17 protein-coding genes are annotated in these 18,152 nt (G+C 49.2%); 5 read left to right on the top strand and 12 right to left on the bottom strand.

Going from position 1 to position 18,152, the window contains the following annotated elements; translation table 11 throughout:
* The first annotated feature begins 68 nt into the window (after nt 1-68).
* The 3 genes from Q397_RS0105640 to Q397_RS0105630 all read left to right on the top strand — a co-directional run bounded on the left by Q397_RS0105640 (nt 69) and on the right by Q397_RS0105630 (nt 2,144).
* Entirely contained in the window at nt 69-536 is a 468-nt protein-coding gene (locus tag Q397_RS0105640; RefSeq protein ID WP_028878573.1) for a RidA family protein, read from the top strand.
* Nucleotides 514-1,665 carry a GNAT family N-acetyltransferase gene (locus Q397_RS0105635; RefSeq protein WP_028878572.1) on the top strand — a complete coding sequence of 384 codons (1,152 nt, stop codon included), beginning with the start codon at nt 514-516 and terminating at the stop codon, nt 1,663-1,665. The genes Q397_RS0105640 and Q397_RS0105635 overlap by 23 nt, the downstream gene beginning before the upstream one ends.
* 83 nt (nt 1,666-1,748) lie before the next feature.
* Complete coding sequence (locus Q397_RS0105630; RefSeq protein WP_028878571.1) at nt 1,749-2,144, top strand: hypothetical protein; 396 nt, start codon at nt 1,749-1,751, stop codon at nt 2,142-2,144.
* Nucleotide 2,145: 1 nt separating this feature from the next.
* On the opposite strand, the gene Q397_RS0105625 is transcribed toward Q397_RS0105630, so the two are convergent.
* The 5 genes from Q397_RS0105625 to Q397_RS0105605 form a co-directional block, all read right to left on the bottom strand.
* Nucleotides 2,146-3,237 carry a CaiB/BaiF CoA transferase family protein gene (locus Q397_RS0105625; RefSeq protein WP_028878570.1) on the bottom strand — a complete coding sequence of 364 codons (1,092 nt, stop codon included), beginning with the start codon at nt 3,235-3,237 and terminating at the stop codon, nt 2,146-2,148.
* A 64-nt stretch (nt 3,238-3,301) separates the two neighbouring features.
* Nucleotides 3,302-5,623 (bottom strand): ATP-dependent Clp protease ATP-binding subunit ClpA, encoded by a 2,322-nt coding sequence (gene clpA, locus Q397_RS21265; protein WP_051609746.1) that lies wholly within the window; start codon nt 5,621-5,623, stop codon nt 3,302-3,304.
* Between the two features lie 20 nt (nt 5,624-5,643).
* Nucleotides 5,644-5,970: an ATP-dependent Clp protease adapter ClpS gene (clpS, locus tag Q397_RS0105615; RefSeq protein ID WP_028878569.1), complete on the bottom strand. Its 327-nt coding sequence runs from the start codon at nt 5,968-5,970 to the stop codon at nt 5,644-5,646.
* Between the two features lie 138 nt (nt 5,971-6,108).
* Entirely contained in the window at nt 6,109-6,885 is a 777-nt protein-coding gene (locus tag Q397_RS23895; RefSeq protein ID WP_028878568.1) for a phasin family protein, read from the bottom strand.
* A gap of 135 nt (nt 6,886-7,020) precedes the next feature.
* Complete coding sequence (locus Q397_RS0105605; RefSeq protein ID WP_028878567.1) at nt 7,021-7,689, bottom strand: hypothetical protein; 669 nt, start codon at nt 7,687-7,689, stop codon at nt 7,021-7,023.
* Nucleotides 7,690-7,796: 107 nt separating this feature from the next.
* Here Q397_RS0105605 and Q397_RS0105600 point away from each other — a divergent pair, with 107 nt between their 5' ends.
* Nucleotides 7,797-8,987 carry a serine hydrolase gene (locus Q397_RS0105600; RefSeq protein ID WP_240475031.1) on the top strand — a complete coding sequence of 397 codons (1,191 nt, stop codon included), beginning with the start codon at nt 7,797-7,799 and terminating at the stop codon, nt 8,985-8,987.
* Here the strand turns inward: Q397_RS0105600 and pgmG are convergent.
* The 7 genes from pgmG to Q397_RS0105565 form a co-directional block, all read right to left on the bottom strand.
* Nucleotides 8,984-10,363: a phosphoglucomutase/phosphomannomutase PgmG gene (gene pgmG / locus Q397_RS0105595; RefSeq protein ID WP_028878565.1), complete on the bottom strand. Its 1,380-nt coding sequence runs from the start codon at nt 10,361-10,363 to the stop codon at nt 8,984-8,986. The two genes, Q397_RS0105600 and pgmG, sit on opposite strands and share 4 nt — an antisense overlap.
* 67 nt (nt 10,364-10,430) lie before the next feature.
* Entirely contained in the window at nt 10,431-11,747 is a 1,317-nt protein-coding gene (locus Q397_RS0105590) for a UDP-glucose dehydrogenase family protein (protein WP_028878564.1), read from the bottom strand.
* 29 nt (nt 11,748-11,776) lie between these two features.
* Entirely contained in the window at nt 11,777-12,652 is an 876-nt protein-coding gene (gene galU / locus Q397_RS0105585) for a UTP--glucose-1-phosphate uridylyltransferase GalU (protein ID WP_028878563.1), read from the bottom strand.
* Between the two features lie 90 nt (nt 12,653-12,742).
* Nucleotides 12,743-14,182 (bottom strand): hypothetical protein, encoded by a 1,440-nt coding sequence (locus tag Q397_RS0105580; RefSeq protein WP_028878562.1) that lies wholly within the window; start codon nt 14,180-14,182, stop codon nt 12,743-12,745.
* A 10-nt stretch (nt 14,183-14,192) separates the two neighbouring features.
* Complete coding sequence (locus Q397_RS23890) at nt 14,193-14,672, bottom strand: DnaJ domain-containing protein (RefSeq protein ID WP_051609745.1); 480 nt, start codon at nt 14,670-14,672, stop codon at nt 14,193-14,195.
* Between the two features lies 1 nt (nt 14,673).
* Nucleotides 14,674-15,423, bottom strand: coding sequence for a division plane positioning ATPase MipZ (locus tag Q397_RS0105570; RefSeq protein ID WP_038012910.1), 750 nt, complete (start codon nt 15,421-15,423; stop codon nt 14,674-14,676).
* Nucleotide 15,424: 1 nt separating this feature from the next.
* Nucleotides 15,425-17,479: a molybdopterin-dependent oxidoreductase gene (locus tag Q397_RS0105565; RefSeq protein ID WP_028878560.1), complete on the bottom strand. Its 2,055-nt coding sequence runs from the start codon at nt 17,477-17,479 to the stop codon at nt 15,425-15,427.
* A 112-nt stretch (nt 17,480-17,591) separates the two neighbouring features.
* On the opposite strand from Q397_RS0105565, the gene Q397_RS0105560 reads away from it, so the two are divergent.
* Nucleotides 17,592-18,059, top strand: a complete 468-nt coding sequence (locus tag Q397_RS0105560; RefSeq protein ID WP_028878559.1) for a hypothetical protein — start codon at nt 17,592-17,594, stop codon at nt 18,057-18,059.
* Nucleotides 18,060-18,152 lie beyond the last annotated feature (93 nt).

Raw genomic sequence — 18,152 nt, 5'->3', positions numbered from 1 at the left:
ATTTAGGGCTTGTTCTTTCCTGCACGTCACCTAAATTGGTAAAAGTAATTATCAATCAGGAGCCTGATATGTCAGGAAAAATCGAACAAAGACTGGCTGAACTCGGGATCGAACTGCCAGAAGCAACCCGCGCTGTTGGCAACTACGTCCCTACACTTATCACCGGCAACTATCTGTACCTGTCCGGTCAGATCACCATCTTAAACGGTGAGCTTAAATATATCGGTCGTCTTGGCGAAAACCTGAGCGTAGAAGACGGTATGGCCGCAGCGCGCCTATGCGGTCTGAATATGATTGCCCAAGTCAAAGCAGCCCTTGATGGCGACCTTGATCGTGTGAAGCAAGTCATTAAACTGGGTGGCTTTGTAAACGGCACGCCCGAATTTACCGATCAACCAAAGGTATTGAACGGTGCTTCCGACCTGATGGTCGAAGTCTTTGGTGATGCAGGTAAACACACACGCTCGGCTGTTGGCGTTGCCTCCCTCCCCCTTGGTATTTCTGTAGAAGTCGATGGCATCTTCGAAATCGCTTAACATCGATATACTAGAATCAATCAAGAGCATCAGCCCTGACGTCTGGAACAACTGTGTCGGGGCTGATGAACCTTTTGCCAAGCACGAATTTTTAAGTGCTTTGGAAGATAGCGGCTGTACCGCTGCAAAAGCCGGCTGGATGCCCCAACATTTTGTCCTCTACGATGAACAAGGCACCCTGCTTGCATGCTCCCCCGCGTACCTGAAAGGACATTCCTATGGGGAATATGTCTTTGACTGGTCATGGGCCGATGCCTATGAACGCGCGGGCGGGCGCTATTATCCAAAATTACAATGCGCAATCCCGTTTACACCCGTTTCCGGTCACAGATTGTTACTTGCACCCAATGCTCCCCAAGACTGTCAGACTCTGCTTTTAGAAGCCATGGTTGCACGCGCAAAAGAACTTCACCTATCCTCCCTTCACATAACCTTTACAACTGAACAGGAATGGAAAGTCGCGCAAAATAATGGTTTTCTCGGTCGTATCGGGCACCAGTATCACTGGGACAATGACGGATATAACAGCTTTGATGATTTTCTAGATCGGTTGTCCTCGCGCAAGCGGAAATCCATCCGTAAAGAACGCCAAGCCGTTAAAGATAGTGGAATTGCCCTTCGCTGCCTAAGTGGAGCTGACATTACAGAAAACCACTGGGATGCATTTTACAGCTTCTATCTGGACACATCAGGTCGCAAATGGGGGCATCCTTATCTAAACCCGGATTTTTTCAGCCTGCTCGGGCAACGCATGGGCGATGATGTTGTCCTTGTCCTCGCCTATCAAGATGACACAATCGTTGCAGGCGCCCTCAACTTAAAAGGGGATAAAACCATTTACGGTCGCTATTGGGGGTGCCGCGAAGACTTTCGTTTCCTGCATTTTGAGGCCTGTTATTATCAGGCCATCGACTATGCGATCACACACCGACTCGCACGGGTGGAAGCCGGCGCGCAGGGGCAACATAAAATTCAGCGAGGATATCTGCCGCAAAAAACCTATAGTAGCCATTGGATTGCAGATCGCGGTTTTCAACGCGCAGTCGAAGATTTCCTTAAACATGACCAAAAGGTCAATGAACTTGAAATGAAAGAGCTTTCAAGCTTGTCACCTTATAAAAGATCATAGCATACTATCTCCCCCAAATGAGTGACGCAACTTTTGCGCATTGTCGTATACTACGACCTTTCGAGACGGACAGAGGTAGATAAATGACATTTTTAATAGATGAAATTTTACCCACCGGCATTCCTTTTATAGATGAAGGGCATCCCCTTATTGCCGAAACCGTAGACACCATCTGTGAAGACCTTGCCTGCAAAAAGCCTTTGGAAGACATATTGGCTCAACTAGATGGGCTGATCGAAAATATAGAGCCTTACCTGTCCGCAAAAGGACAGTGCCGCAGCCGTCATGCGTGCGAAGCCCAGATCCACGTCAATGATATCATTTCGCGCTTACGCGAATTGCGCGAGACACTTGAAAGCTTCGGCGCAGCGATGCCCCCCAGTGTCGCAATCCTTGAATTGAGACAATGGGCGGCACTGCATGTCTTTAGAGATGACGCATCTTGCAAAAGTTGTGCGAAAGTCCTCACCAAACAATAAGTTAAATCTTATCTAATAATGCTATAGCATCCATCTGCACCATAGGCTTACGCCCTGCAGGTGGATTGCCATCGACCCATGCCGGAAAACGGATTTCGTCACCAAACGCGATTTGACGTTCTTTAACATGTGGATGATCCAACACCTCGTCCGGTCGATGGATTGGCTCCATACAACACTCCGCATCCAATAAAAGGGCGCTCCATTCAGATAAGGTCTTGGATTTAAATAGATCCTGTAGATCTTCAATCAGTTTATCCTGTGGCAAAGGCTCATTCTGGCGCGCAATCAAATCTTCCCGCCCAATTGCCTTGCAGAAATTCAGCCAAAATTTCGGCTCGATCGGGGCAAAGGCGAAATAGCGCTCATCGGATGTCTTATAAATATTGTACCACGCCGCAGCCCCGGTCAGCTCTCCCCGTCCACATTCTTCCACACGTCCATGGGTGGCGGCAGTCAAACCTAAATAGTTCCAGCTTAAGGCAGCTTCAAATAACGAGACATCGATAAACGCGCCCTTGCCCGTTCTCTCCCGCCTAAACAGCGCCGCCAAGATCGAATTGACCGCCTGCATTGCCCCACTATGATCCGCCATAGGTGGAAAGATCGGCACAGGCCCTTGCTCTGCATGTCCAGTCTGGGACAAGCCGCCAGTCAAAGCGACATAGGTCATATCATGACCTGCGATTTGGGCATAAGGCCCAGTTTGACCAAAGCCGGATAACGCACAATGGACCAGCTTGGGATTTAACGCCTTCAACTCCTCCGGGCCAAATCCAAGACGCCCCATCACGCCGGGGCGAAAAGATTCTAAAATCACGTCAGATTTCTGAACCAACTGAGTAAAGGCCGCTTTGCCTTCCTCACTTTTAAGATCAAGATTGATGACCGTTTTGCCAGCATTCAGTTGCTTGTAAAAAGGGGAAATTCCGTCTTCGCCCGTCAAAAAAGCCGTGCGCATGGGATCACCAAAGGGGGGCTCAATCTTAATGACTTCCGCGCCTAAATCACCCAAGGTCATGGTCGCAAAGGGTCCCGGAATATACTGCGACAGGTCGAGAACGCGAATACCGTCCAAACAATCATTAAACATAGAAAAGGCCCCATTAAATTAAATGAGGCCTACTCTACTCATATGATTGTTCGCTTGGCAAACATTATTTATCGACAGTCGCCGGCACCTTACTTTTCGACGATTTTTCACCGTCTTTTTCATGAACCTCAACTTCAGGAAATTCAAATGCCAAACTCCCATCGTCGACTTTGACCTTCACCAAACCACCGCTAATCAACTTCCCAAACAGCAGTTCTTCTGCCAGCGGCTTCTTGATATATTCCTGAATGACACGCCCTAATGGACGCGCGCCATAATTTTTGTCATAGCCTTTCTTGGCGAGCCATTTACGCGCCGCCGGTGTGAGCTGGAATTCCACGCCACGATCGGCAAGCTGGCCTTCAAGTTCCATGATAAATTTATCAACGACCTTACCGACGACATCCTGTTCCAGATTCGCAAACGGAACAATCGCATCCAGACGGTTTCGAAATTCCGGAGAGAAGAGTTTTTCGATTGCCTCTTTATCCTCCCCTTCTCGACTTTCCCGCCCGAAACCGATGGCGTTTTTCGCAAGATCAGCCGCCCCCGCATTTGTCGTCATGATTAAAATGACATTGCGGAAATCAATCGTCTTGCCGTTATTGTCCGTCAGCTTGCCATGATCCATCACCTGCAACAGGATATTAAACAGATCCGGATGCGCTTTTTCGATCTCATCCAGCAAGACCACGCAATGGGGGTGCTGATCCACGCCATCTGTCAACAGACCGCCCTGATCAAACCCGACATATCCCGGGGGGGCACCGATCAAACGGGACACGCTGTGACGTTCCATATATTCCGACATATCAAAACGCAGCATCTCCACCCCAAGGGTCATGGACAATTGACGTGCAACTTCCGTCTTCCCTACCCCTGTTGGACCAGAGAAGAGATAAGACCCAATCGGCTTATCCGCCTCACGCAATCCTGCGCGAGACAATTTGATCGCGGTTGAAATTTTCTCGATCGCGCTGTCCTGACCAAAGACCATACGTTTCAGATCACCTTCCAAGCTACGCAGGGCTTCTTTGTCATCTGTTGAGACAGACTTCGGCGGGATGCGCGCAATTTTCGCAATGGTATCTTCCACATCCTTGACCGTCACCGTCTTACGGCGCTTGCTTTCCGGCAACAGCATACGTGACGCGCCCACTTCGTCGATCACGTCAATTGCCTTATCCGGCAATTTACGATCACCAATATAGCGCGAAGATAATTCAACCGCAGCCACAATGGCATCCGCTGTGTAGCGCACATTGTGATGTTCTTCGTAGTACGGTTTCAGGCCACGTAGAATTTTGATGGCATCATCAATGGAAGGCTCCTTCACATCGATTTTTTGGAAACGACGTACAAGGGCACGATCCTTTTCAAAATGACTACGATATTCCTTGTAGGTCGTCGACCCAATACAGCGCAAAGACCCATTGGCAAGGGATGGCTTGAGCAAATTGGACGCATCCATCGCGCCCCCACTCGTCGCCCCTGCCCCAATCACCGTATGGATTTCATCAATAAACAGCACTGCATGGGGGCGGGCTTCCAGTTCTTTGACAACGGCCTTTAAGCGTTCTTCAAAGTCGCCACGATAACGGGTTCCGGCCAATAAGCTGCCCATATCCAAGGCGTAAATCACCGCTTCGTCCAGTACTTCCGGCACCTGTTTTTTTACGATGCGCAGGGCCAGACCTTCAGCAATTGCGGTTTTCCCGACACCGGGATCACCAACATACAGCGGGTTATTTTTGCTACGACGACACAAGACCTGAATGGTCCGATCCAATTCTTCCTGACGACCGATCAGAGGATCAATCTTACCTTCAAGCGCTTTTTCATTCAGGTTTACGCAATAATTTTCAAGCGCTTTTGCACCGTCCGAGGCACCTTCGCCCTCATCTTCCAGATCATCATCAACGCCATGGACCGCACGATCTTCAGACAGACCCGGGACTTTTGCAATCCCGTGGGAGATATAATTGACCGCATCCAGACGAGTCATCTCCTGAATTTGCAGGAAGTAGACTGCATGTGATTCCCGCTCAGAGAACAAGGCAACAAGGACGTTGGCGCCCGTGACCTCTTCCCGACCGGAAGATTGCACGTGAATGGCCGCACGCTGAATAACACGCTGAAAGCCACTTGTCGGTGTTGGTTCCACCGGCACTTCACTGCGCAATTCGTTCAGTTCTTCTTCCAAAAACTCACGGAGGTCCTGACGCAATTGGTCAACAGACACATCACAGGCGCGCAATACAGCAACCGCATCTGAATCTTCCACCAATGACAGCAGCAAATGTTCCAGCGTTGCCATTTCATGGCGGCGTTCCGTTGCAAGGGCAAGGGCGCGATGAAGGGTTTGTTCTAAATTTCGTGACAGCATGGGTCGTCCCTTCTTTCTCGTTAATCTTTCTCCACCGAACACTGAAGCGGGTGTTGGTGCTGGCGGGCAAGGTCCATCACTTGCGAGGCTTTGGTTTCCGCCACCTCGTACGTAAAGACCCCACAAAGGCCCACCCCTTTGGTATGAACATGCAACATGATCTGGGTTGCTTCTTCCTGATTTTTACCAAAGAAACGTTCCAGAATGTGAACGACAAATTCCATTGGGGTGTAGTCATCGTTCAACAATAACACCTTATACATCGACGGCTTTTTCGTTTTACTGCGCGTCTTTACCGCAATACCGATGTCGCCGTCATCATCATGTCGATTGTCTTTGTTACTCATTATTCTCAAGTCGCTAAGTGGATGTGTTTCTATAATAGTAGTCTGTTTTGACGGTGATGTAAGGGGCAAAATAAAAAAAGCGTGCAAGGTCACATCCCCTGCACGCTTTTTTAAAAGAAGTAAAACTTCAAACTCGCGTTAAGCTACTTTTTCGCTTGCTTTTTCAACGCCAGCTTCGAAACGTTCTTTCAACGGCTTTGTTGCTTCTTCAGCGATCTTTGTAGATGCTTCTTGGATGCGTGACGCATCAGCAACAAATTTGTCGTACCCAGTCTTCAGCAATTCTTGTTGCAAAGCCGCGATTTCCTGCGGGTTTTTGCATTCAAAAATTTTCTTGGTAACTTCAACGTTGCCTTCCAAGTTTGCTTTTGCAATCTCAGAAACCAGAGTCGTTACGTCCTGAACGCCTTTAGCAGCGATAGAAGAAGACTTAACGAAAGCGTCTACGTTTTCTTTAGAGAAAGCCATGATATCTTCGTAAGATTTGAATGCATCCATGTTTTTGAAAGCGTCCATACCTTCAAATTTAAAGATTTTTTCCATTTGCTCTTTACCGAATTGCATCATGTCGTTGTAACCTTCTTGAAGTTGAGATGAAAAATGTTCGATCTGGACTTCCAGATCAGATGCCGGAAGAAGTTCCTCTTTCGGCGCAGGCTCGGCCTTGGGCTGAGCAGGTGTCTTTGGTGCAGCAGCTTTCGGTGCTGCTTTAGCCACAGGAGCTTTAACTTCTGTCTTTGGTGCTGCTTCAGATGTCGGCGCAGCTTTTTCAGAAGCGGAAACTGTTTCTGTTTTTGCAGGTGCTTTCTGTGCTGCTGCCTTTGACGCCGCAGCCCGATGACGGGCTGGCGTGCGTTTTGCAGGTTCTGCTTTTGTTGGGTTGGTAGCCGTGGTTTTGTTAGCAGGGGTAGTCATTATCAACCTCACCAGCGAATATCAAATATCCATGCCTTCACAGCGCCTATCGCACTGCAGCATAGAACACAACTTACCATGGATTTAAAAATCGTCAAACATTATTTTTGCATCGCAGCAAAACTGTCATACAATTTAGCTTCCCTCAAGACCGACCAGACCGTTTTCGCCGACCTCAATCATAAACGGCTTAAAGTATTCGGCTAAATTAAAACGATCCGCCTGCCCCAATCGTTTTGGCTGGGCAACCTCAACTCCTGATTTATCAAAGAGAATTAGTGTTTCATCAAATACCATATCGTCCCAATGAGGTGTATCCCATTTATAGGCTTCATAGTGGAACTGACCATCAACACAAGCCGCAACCGTCCAATAGAAATCATCTGAAGAAAGGCGTAACCCATTCTGCTTATTGTGCATTGCAGCGCTCTTTAGAAGAGAATTACGGATTGCTGACAGGTCGGAATCGCTCAATGCAACCTGCTGCACGTTCCCTCGCCAAGGGGCCAAAAGGTCATCCAATGTCAGGTCGCGCAAATTCGCATCACCGCGAACTTGCACGGTCATTTTTTTAGAATGGAAAAAGACGTCATACGCGCGGGTCTGTTCCTGATAAATACCGTTATAGACAAACCGGTATCGGTCTGCCCCTAAATCGGCACAAACTTTGCGTATGTCATCACCATTCAAATAGCTAAACCAAGCAAACTTGCGGTGAATCGGGTCAGTTGAGCCACCCTGATATGTACAGGAGGCGGCAAAAATGGCCACACACAAGGCAAAAACTGAACGAATATAAGACATTTTTATAAAACTCCACCGTCTTGTTTACACTTTATTATCAAACTCAAGGCACACTGATAGTAAGTTTAACTCGACCCAAAGCTCAAGATGAAATAGGCTGCAAACCCATGATGCATAAAAAACTCATAAGCAAGTTTCGCACTGCCCGCCTGCCCCTGACCACTTTTGGGGCCGCTTTCCTGCTGGTTATGACACTGGCTGTTTCATCGCCGGCTTTTGCAAAATATGCTTCATTTGTTATGGATGCGGAAACGGGGAAAGTCCTTCATTCTGTCAATGCGGATACCAAAAACTATCCAGCGTCACTGACAAAGATGATGACTCTGTTTATGCTATTTGAAGCAATTGAACAGAAAAAAGTTAGCCTCAAGACCAGAATGCATGTGTCCAGACGCGCCACATGGCAACCGCCGTCACGTCTTGGGTTAAAGCGCGGCTCTACCATCACGGTAGAAGATGCCATCTATGCTCTGGTCACAAAATCTGCCAACGATGTTGCCACCGTGGTTGCCGAAGCACTGGGCGGAACCGAGTGGGAATTCGCGAAAGAAATGACCAACCGCGCCCGACAGATCGGCATGAAAAACACCACCTTCAAAAATGCCTCTGGCCTGCCAAACCGCGGCCAGCTTAGTACTGCGCGCGACATGGCTCACTTAGGCAACGAACTTTGGAAGCGCTTCCCACAGTATTACGGTTATTTCAAAACACAGAAATGGCAATATAATGGTCGCACCTACGGCAACCACAACAAATTGATGAAAGACTATGACGGGATGGACGGGATTAAAACCGGCTATATCCGTGCATCAGGCTTCAACCTTGTGAGCTCCGTGCGACGGGGCGACCATCGCCTGATCGGTGTTGTCTTTGGCGGTAAAACCTCTAAGCACCGCAATGGCGTAATGGAGAAAATTCTGGATCAAGCCTTCTACAAAGTCGATCCACAAATGATGGCGGAGTACAAAAAGAACAAAGCGAGCGAACAGGCTCAAGTGGCCCAAGCCGTTGCCTCCAAACGCACCTCTACAGCTTGGGGCGTTCAGGTCGGGGCTTATGCTTCTATCAAGACAGCACGTGTGCAAGCAAAAGCGGCTATCAAACGCGCCCCCAGCTATCTGACCGGTGCGCAAACCAAGGTCGTACCGCTTAAAAACGGCAACAAAAAAGTCTATCGCGCCCGTGTCGTAGGTGTGGAAAAACGCGAAGCCTATCGCGCATGCAAGGCTTTAAAACGTTTACATCAGCCTTGCATGGTCTTTCGCGACAAAACTCAGGTTGCGATGAACCGTTCTTAAAAATCCGGTGCTTCGATTTGACTAAGGGCAAGCTGTTCAACAAGGCTTGCCTTTAGTCGTTTTAAGCCCTCTTCATCCTTGGCCTCACAACGCGCGACCAGTACGGGCTGCGTGTTTGAGGCACGTAACAGCCACCAGCCATCAGTGCTGACAACGCGCACACCATCCACGGCGATCACATCAACATCGTCCCGCCCCGCCAAACGTGCCTTGACCTCTTCCGCAACATCAAATTTGCGCTCTTCGTCACAGTCAAAGCGTATTTCAGGCGTGTTGACCATCTTAGGCATGGCATCCAGCATATCGTCCAGTTTCTCATCTGTTTGCGTCAGGATAGAGATCAAACGGATCGCGGCATAAAGGGCATCATCAAAACCGTGGTAGCCGTCTTTGAAGAAGATATGGCCACTCATTTCCCCCGCGAAGGGCGAGTCCAGTTCTTTCATTTTTGACTTGATCAGGGAGTGACCGGTTTTCCACATCATCGGCTGCCCGCCCATACGTGCAACTTCGTCAAACAAAACTTGTGAGGCTTTCACATCCGCAATGATCGTAGAACCAGGCTTGCGCGACAAAATTTCTTTTGCCCAGATCACCATCAGCTGATCACCCCATAGGACGCGGCCTTGGCTATCCACAACACCGATCCGGTCGCCATCGCCATCAAAGGCAATCCCCAGATCACAGCCTTTGTCCACAACGGCCTGTTTTAAATCCGCAAGGTTCTTCTCCACCGTCGGATCAGGATGGTGGTTCGGGAAAGTGCCATCAATGTCAGCGAACAACAACGTGTGTTCCCCCGGCAGTTTGTTACACATCATGGTCATCGCTTCCCCAGCGACACCATTGCCTGCATCCCAGGCAATCTTTAAATCTTTGCCCGGTTTAAAATCACTCAGGATACGTTCCACATAACGGTCCAGCATGGGATGTTGTTCAACCTTCCCCTCACCGCTTTCATAGTCCGCGGCAGCCGCAAGCTTGCCCAAGTCCTGAATATCCGCACCAAAGAAAGACAGGCCGGACATCATCATCTTCATGCCGTTATAGTCTGGCGGGTTGTGGGAACCGGTAATCATCAGGCCCGCATCACTTTCCAAGGCATATGTGGCATAATACAACATCGGAGTTGGACCACGCCCGACCTCAAAGACCGTCAAACCACAGTCGCTCAATCCTTTTACAGCAGCCGCAGCCAACGATGGCGAACTTAGGCGACCGTCATAGCCTACGCAGACAGACTGACCGCCTGCACGCTTGATACGCGTCCCAAAGGCGCGCCCCAAGGCTTCCACGGCTTCTTCAGTAAAGGTATCACCTACAATGCCGCGAATATCATATTCGCGCAGGATGGTCGGATTGATTGCAACTGTCATAAATCGGTCCTCACAGAAAAAAGGGCTCCTGCGTCAACAGAAGCCCGGATAGTCATTGTTTTGTTATTTAGTCAGCCAGTTTCGGGCGACCGATGCAGGTGTAATCAAACCCTGCATCCTTCATTTCCTGACGGTTGTAGATGTTTCTCAAATCAACCATCACCGGCGCCTTCAACAAGGACTTCATACGATCCTTGTCCAGCATACGGAACTCGTTCCATTCGGTGATGATGACCAAGGCATCGGCACCTTCCATGGTTTCGTAGGAGTTTTTCTTCCACTCAACACCCGGCAGCATCTCCTTGGCTTCACCCATCGCTTCTGGATCAAAAGCGGCAATACTCGCACCCGCTTCCTGCAAAGCAGGGATGATGTCAAGACTTGGTGAATCACGCATATCATCCGTGTTGGGCTTGAAGGCAACACCAAGAACCGCAATCTTTTTACCGTCAACAGAACCATTGCACGCTTCGATAACTTTTTGTGCCATCTGTTTTTTACGGCTCGCGTTTACGTCAACCACTGTCTCGATAATCTTAAGCGGGCTGCCATACTGCTGCGCCGTCTTGACCAAGGCCAGCGTATCTTTCGGGAAGCAAGACCCCCCGTACCCCGGACCTGCATGCAAAAACTTTTTGCCGATACGCCCATCAAGGCCAATCCCTTTAGAGACTTGCTGCACGTCCGCGCCCACTTTCTCACACAGATCAGCGATCTCGTTAATGAAGGTGATTTTTGCTGCCAAGAACGTGTTGGCTGCATACTTAATCAGTTCTGATGTGCGGCGTTCTGTGAACAAAATCGGCGTTTCGATCAAGAACAACGGACGATAGAGTTGACGCATCACTTCTTGTGCGCGTGCGCTTTCTGTCCCAATGACCACACGATCAGGACGCATAAAGTCTTCAATCGCGGAGCCTTCACGCAGAAATTCCGGGTTGGACACCACATCAAAGTCTGCATCGGGGCGGGTTTCGCGGATGATCTTTTCAACTTCATCGCCTGTGCCAACTGGCACAGTGGATTTTGTCACTACAACCGTGTAACCGTCCATCGCTTCCGCAATTTCTTTTGCCGCTGCATAAACATAGGACAGGTCGGCATGACCATCACCGCGACGTGTTGGTGTACCAACCGCAATAAAGACGGCATCCGCGCCTTTTACCGCTTCCTTCAAGTCCGTTGTAAATTCCAGACGTCCGCCAGACACATTATTTTCAACCAGCTTATCAAGACCGGGTTCAAAAATCGGCATGATATTATCATGCAATTTTTCAATTTTCGTTACATCTTTATCGACGCAAACGACGTTCGTACCAAATTCTGAAAAACATGCACCGGAAACTAATCCAACATAGCCGGTACCGATCATTGCAATACGCATGGTTTTTCCTTAACGCGTTAAAATAAAAACTATTGTGAAAATGTCTTGAGAAGCTCCTGCACACCGTCGCGTAAGTCATCGCGCTCCAGTGCAAAGGCCAGATTTGCTTCAATGAAGCCTAGTTTAGAACCACAATCATATCGGCGGCCGTCAAATCGCAAGCCCCGAAATTCTACGCGGTCCATGGTTTTCGCCATCGCATCCGTCAACTGAATTTCATTACCGGCCCCACGTTCCTGCTTCGCCAGTTCCTTAAACACTTCAGGCTCAAGAATATAGCGCCCAATGATGGACAGGTTACTCGGGGCATCTTCGGGATTTGGTTTTTCAACAAGACCATTCGCTTGGGCAATACGACCATCGTCACTCATCACACTCAAGACACCATACTTGTTCGTCTCTTCGCGCGGGACTTCTTCGATCGCAACCACGTTGCCGCCGGTTTCATTGTAAACATCAATCATCTGGCGAAGGCAGCATTTGCCTTTTGCCATGACCAGATCATCCGCCAACAAAACCGCAAACGGCTCGTCGCCGATGAGTTCTTTGGCACACCAGACCGCGTGACCCAGCCCGTTGGGTTTCATCTGACGGGTATAAAAAACAGACCCTGGTTCCGGCAAAATGTCCAACACGATCTTGTGGGTGTCGATTTTACCTTTTTCCAGCAGCATGTCTTCAAGTTCATGGGAATGATCAAAATGGTCTTCCAGCGCTGTCTTGCCACGACCGGTCACAAAAATAAACTGTTCGATACCGGCTTCGATGGCTTCTTCCACCGCGTACTGGATAAGCGGCTTATCTACAACAGGCAGCATCTCTTTAGGCATTGCTTTTGTTGCAGGTAGGAAACGCGTGCCTAATCCCCCAACCGGGAAGACTGCTTTCCTGACAGGCTTGGTCATCTTTATCCCCTAGACATCAATTAGAACACGGCTTTTTGCCATAGAGAATTGTTTAGCACAAGTGAAGGGTTTGTGAAACGTCAACTAATTTTATTTGCCGATTTTATTTCTATATTCACTCCAAAGGGTACGCGCTTTTTTACAACCGTTAAAATTGACATTTCGCGTCACTCGAATGGGCGACATTTCCATCAAAACGGCGGCCTTGGCCTGCCAAAAAACCGACTCACAATAAAACTCGTCAATCCCGTCCGGTCCTTTTTCGTCCCAGTCACGCACCAACGCCTGTTGATCTTCACTGGTTTTGCCAAATGCATCTTGTGCGGCAGACAGATCGCCTTGCAAGGCACGCAAGATCGCATCTTCGCGCTTTTTACTATCCGCTTTCCCGCGCATGCCCTCAATCATCGTATGCTGTTGAATTTGCGTGCCGATGCGCACCAATTCCAATAACAGATCGTTTGGTTCTTCAAAAGATACCTTTTTGACGATCATCATCCGGCGCAAATCCGGTTTGCTGCGCTGATAATCATATACCGAAAGACGTTTGTTCTGCGTCAAACGGGTGCTGTGATAACGCGATGGCAACATGTAGTGAATTTCATCCACCAGATTGACTTTATCACGCATCACCACAGGTAAATCACGGGCGGTCTTGATGGCTTCCTGAAACAACGAGATAAATCGATCATTCTTGGCGTCCCCGTAAAGCGCACCAAAAATCTTAATCGCCCCATAATTGCCCGCGATCGGGTCGACAAAATTCGCATCCTCAATCTCATCAAAGATGTGTCGTTGCATCGCAAGGACCAATGCGTAACTCAGTTGTCTGGCCGTTCTGTCACCAACGTAACCAGAAGACACTTGCAGCCAGCCCTGTTCGTCAGACCATTGGATCAAACGGTCCGTTTCCTCCCCCCTAATCACTTCAATGGCGGGGATCAGCTCTACAAGGGGATAAAAATAGGGGGCCACTTGCTCGGCGATTAAAAAGGCTTCTTCAAGGCGCAGGCCCATCTTTACAAAATCATCTTCAGCCACCTCCTCCTCGCGGACCACAGGGTAACGCCCGACAACTGTAAAGCCGTCCTTGACCTCTTTTGAAGGGGGAGAAACTGCACACTCGGGTTTACGCGCGCGCCAGTCTTTCGACCACGCCATCGCTGTATCCACAACTGCATAGCGTGAGGACTGCACAACGCTTTTTAAAATCCGTGATGCTTCTTCATCCCCACCCCATGTGGCAAGCTGTGCCCAGAGGATACCATTTTCAATCGCCATGTCTTCGCGGGATTCTTCAAGGTAATATTGGGCGACATGACGTTGGGCTGGCGCCAACCCCATTTTTGCCAAGGCCATAAACTGTTTAAACGCAATCTCTTCATCCCCAAGCTTTTTACGCTTGAGGGCAGAATTATAACCAGCCAGCGCAGTGTCCATATCGCAAAAGCCATCTGCGACGGCTTTGGTCTGCGGCAACATCCACACAGCAAAAACAGACAGAAAAAATAATATCGGCGCCTTGATCATCACGTCTTCGTCACTGCCCTTTTAACAGTACTTCTTTCGCCCGATTGATCCGGGCCGCCAGCTCATCGCTTCCGCCAAGGTCGGGATGAACTTCCTTGATCTTGCGATAATAAGCTGCCTTGATTTCCGCCTCGCACGCATCAGGCTCCAAGCCCAAAATATCCAACGCCTCTTGTCGGGTCATGGGGGCGTTGGGATCCGTTTTCCCTGCTGCGCCTTGTGCCTTGCCATTCATAAAACGCTTAAAAGCCCGCAAGCCCTGCATAATGGTGCGGTAGCGTTGAAACCAGACCAGTAAAACAGGGAAGCCCGCAAAAGCGAGAACCGCCTTCCCCGTCACCGCCAGCCCAATCATAACCAACAGCAGAAGCACCACCACGGCCCATTTTAACAGGCGCACAATCTCCTTCGGGTCCGCTTTCGAGAACCAATAAAGAAGTGTGTAAGCCGCCAGCACGCCGACAGCGATCATGATCAGATAAAAGATCATTCTAATCCAGACAAGGTAAGTTTATGGATTCAATTAAGGTACGCACCTCTTGTCGTGCTGCCAAGTGGGACATGGAAAGTTCTTCTGCCGATAAATCCATCATGGTCAGCCCTTTTAAAAACAGCTCCCGATAGATGACACGCTCCCCAAAGCCCGCGACAATGCGACAGCCCAATCGTTTGGACATGGCATCCAGCAGCTTTTCCATATCTCTTTTGTTGCGGGCATCCAGATGGCTTAAGCGATTGCGCATGACAATCCAGTCAATATGCCCGCCTTTCTGGTTCAACATTTTTTGCTGACGCTGCTTCCAGACGGTTTCCGCATAGTGGCTGGGATGTTCAATCGTCAAACTCTCCCCGTTCACCCGCGCCAGTACATCCAAGTCAATAAAACTGTCGTTTAAAGGCGTGATCAACGTATCGGCATAGCTATGAGCCAATTGCCCCAGAGGCGTATCATGACCGGGCGTATCAATCACCACCACATCTTCCGCATCACTTAAGCGCGCAAAAGCGTCCTGAAAATGCCCATTGTCTTCCACAATACGGATATGATCAGGGGCGCGCAGTAAACGATCAGATTTACTGCGGTTTTCAATATAGCGTGACAAGGTCCCCTGTCTTAAGTCCAAATCCAAACTGCCAACCCGCAGGCCTTGTCCCAACAGCGCAGCAATGACGTGCATCGCTGCTGTAGACTTTCCTGTACCGCCTTTTTCATTTCCAAGGACAATAACGTGTGCGCCCATCTTACAGGTCAACCTTCATCCAAACCGATGTATCGTGATAAACCGCTCCGTTGTTTGGATACCCCGGCTGACTAGATGTCAGACTGTTAATGCCCCGCCCTTCCACAAAAGATGAACTCGGCCAAATGCCTTCAACAACCAGTGTGTCTTCATGCTGGCCATTCACACCAACCGCATTCAGGACAACACTTGCGCGGTCATTGCCGATACGTACAAGGTCCCCATCCGACAGGCCTAACTTTCGCATGATACGGTTGTTCACCAACACTTCGGGACATCGTTCTTTCAAACGCGACGTTCTGGTTTCCGTAAAGGACGAGTTTAAAAAATTCTGTGATGGCGGCGTGATTAAACGGAACGGTCTTTCCACCGTCTTCTCATCAATGACATCCCAATGATCCGGGAAGGCAGGCATATCTTTCGCGTTGGGACCAAGGGCTGACCAGTCCGGCTTAAAGTGGAATTTTTTATCCGCCGTTCCGAACCCGTTGATAAAGTGTGCCTCGTCAAAATCAACATACAAGTCTTCACCGGTTTTGTTGACCAGTTCGTTTGCTGTGGGATAGCCCGACGCTTTGAGCGTTTCTTCAATCAACTCCAGCGCGGTTTTCTCAAACCCTTCATGCGTCGCCCCAAGGCGCTTTGCCAACAAGCTCAGTACCTCATGGTTCGACTTACATTCGCCGGTGGTTTCAATGACCTTTTTCCCAACCTGCAAGGTCCCGTGACCGCTGGCCGTATACAGATCATCATGTTCCAGAAACATGGTTGCAGGTAGGACGATGTCTGCATATTGCGCGGTTTCTGTCATAAACTGCTCATGCACACAGGTGAACAGGTCTTCGCGCGCAAACCCTTTGCGCACCGCTTCAGAATCTGGGGCAACGCTTAGTGGGTTGGTGTTTTGGATAAACAGGGCTTTTACCGGCGGGCCGTTTTTCAACGCTTCTTTTGATCCACAGAGGATCTCGCCGATGCGGGATTGATCAAGCGTGCGCGCGCTTTCATCAATCACGTCGCGCCCTTCAATCAGGGTCTTGTCCAGCGATGCCAGATTGCCTTGACTATAAAGTGCCCCACCCCCTTCAACGCGCCACGCCCCTGTGACCGCTGGCAGACAGGTCACCGCATGCATATTATGGGCACCGTTACGTGATCGCGTCATGCCATGCCCAATACGCAGGAAGCTTTTTTTGGTGCTGCCGTATAGGCGGGCGAAGGCTTCAATCGTATGGGCGGGTATGCCGGTAATTTCTTCTGCCCATTCAGGTGTCTTGCTTTTTAAATGCTCTTCAAACTCAGTGGGGACATCGGTATATTCCGCCAGATAATCGCGATCAGCAAAACCTTCTTTAAACAACACATGCATCACCGCACAGGCTAACGCCCCATCGGTCCCCGGTCTTGGTGCCAAATGTAGATGAGCTTTTTCTGCTGTCTTGTTTTTGTACGGATCAACCACGATCAGTTTCGCGCCGTTCTTTACACCCTTTAAAGCATGGGTCATCAAATGGATCTGGCTGGAAACCGCATTCAGCCCCCAAATCACAATCACATCGGATTTTTCCATTTCCAGCACGTTTGGTCCGCGTTGCGTGCCAACCCCGGCATTCCATCCCGGTGACGACAAGGCAACACAGTAAGTCCCCTGCATTTTGGAATAACGCTTTTCATGGGTCAGACGTTTAATTCCATCGCGCATCACATGCCCCATGGTCCCGGCGTAAAAGAACGGCCAGATGGCCTCGCTCCCCAATGCTTTCTCAACCGTCAGCAGTCGTTCTGCAATTTCATCCAGTGCTTCATCCCATGTGATCCGCGCAAACTTGCCTTCACCCTTTTTGCCAACCCGTTTCATCGGATAAAGCAAGCGATCAGGATGATGCAGACGTTCTGCATAGCGCGCGACCTTCCCGCAGACCAAGCCATTGGTAAACGGGTTTTCACGGCTACCGTTCACTTTACCGATTTGGCTGGTAGATAGTTTCTGGACCTCCAGCGCGCAAACACTGGGGCAGTCATGGGGGCAGACGGACTTTACGATTTCAGAGCACATGGAATAGAATCTCTTGTTAAGACTTTTTTAAGTTCCCAATGTAGTGCCATCCCTTGCCTTTTGGCAAGGATGACAGTAGGGTCAGGAAAACTTTCAACTTGGACTTTCCATCATGAAAAAAGCCTTTCTGTTTACAATCGTCTTTATCGCCGTTTTTGCCTCCATCGCTTCCATCATTATTTACATGAGCGAAGAAGTGAATAAAGAAGAAGGCTTCCTCTATAGCACGATCGGCTGCATTAGCGTTTTCAAAAAACTGGACAGACAAGATAAAGCCGAAACAGTCCTCAACCTCGTCCACTCGTTCAGTGAGAAACAGAACATTGACGAAATCAAGCCGGGCTACCTGACCCGCTTCATCAAAATGGTTGAGAGAAAATGGGAAAAAGAAAATGACGTTGCCAAGAGAAATTGTGACGGCATTTATAACATGGCCCTGAAAGAAGAAAAGCCCGCAGAATATAACAAGGTCACCAAAAGCGTTATTGAATATCTCAATGACCTGCACAGTAAGAAAAAAGAAACCGCGACCGAAAAAGCGATGCGCGTGATCAAAGAAAACAACTTGTCGCAAGACTAATTTAAACAGACCTTTCCTTTCAAAAGGCAAAACCCAAGCGTTCGCAAAATTGGGTTTTGCCTTTTTTATTGCGCGAATTTTACCAAGGCTCCA

The sequence above is a fragment of the Terasakiella pusilla DSM 6293 genome (genome assembly GCF_000688235.1).
Lineage (GTDB): Bacteria > Pseudomonadota > Alphaproteobacteria > Rhodospirillales > Terasakiellaceae > Terasakiella > Terasakiella pusilla.
The sequence above is the reverse complement of the archived record's forward strand: the minus strand, read 5'-3'. Positions and strand labels throughout refer to the sequence as shown.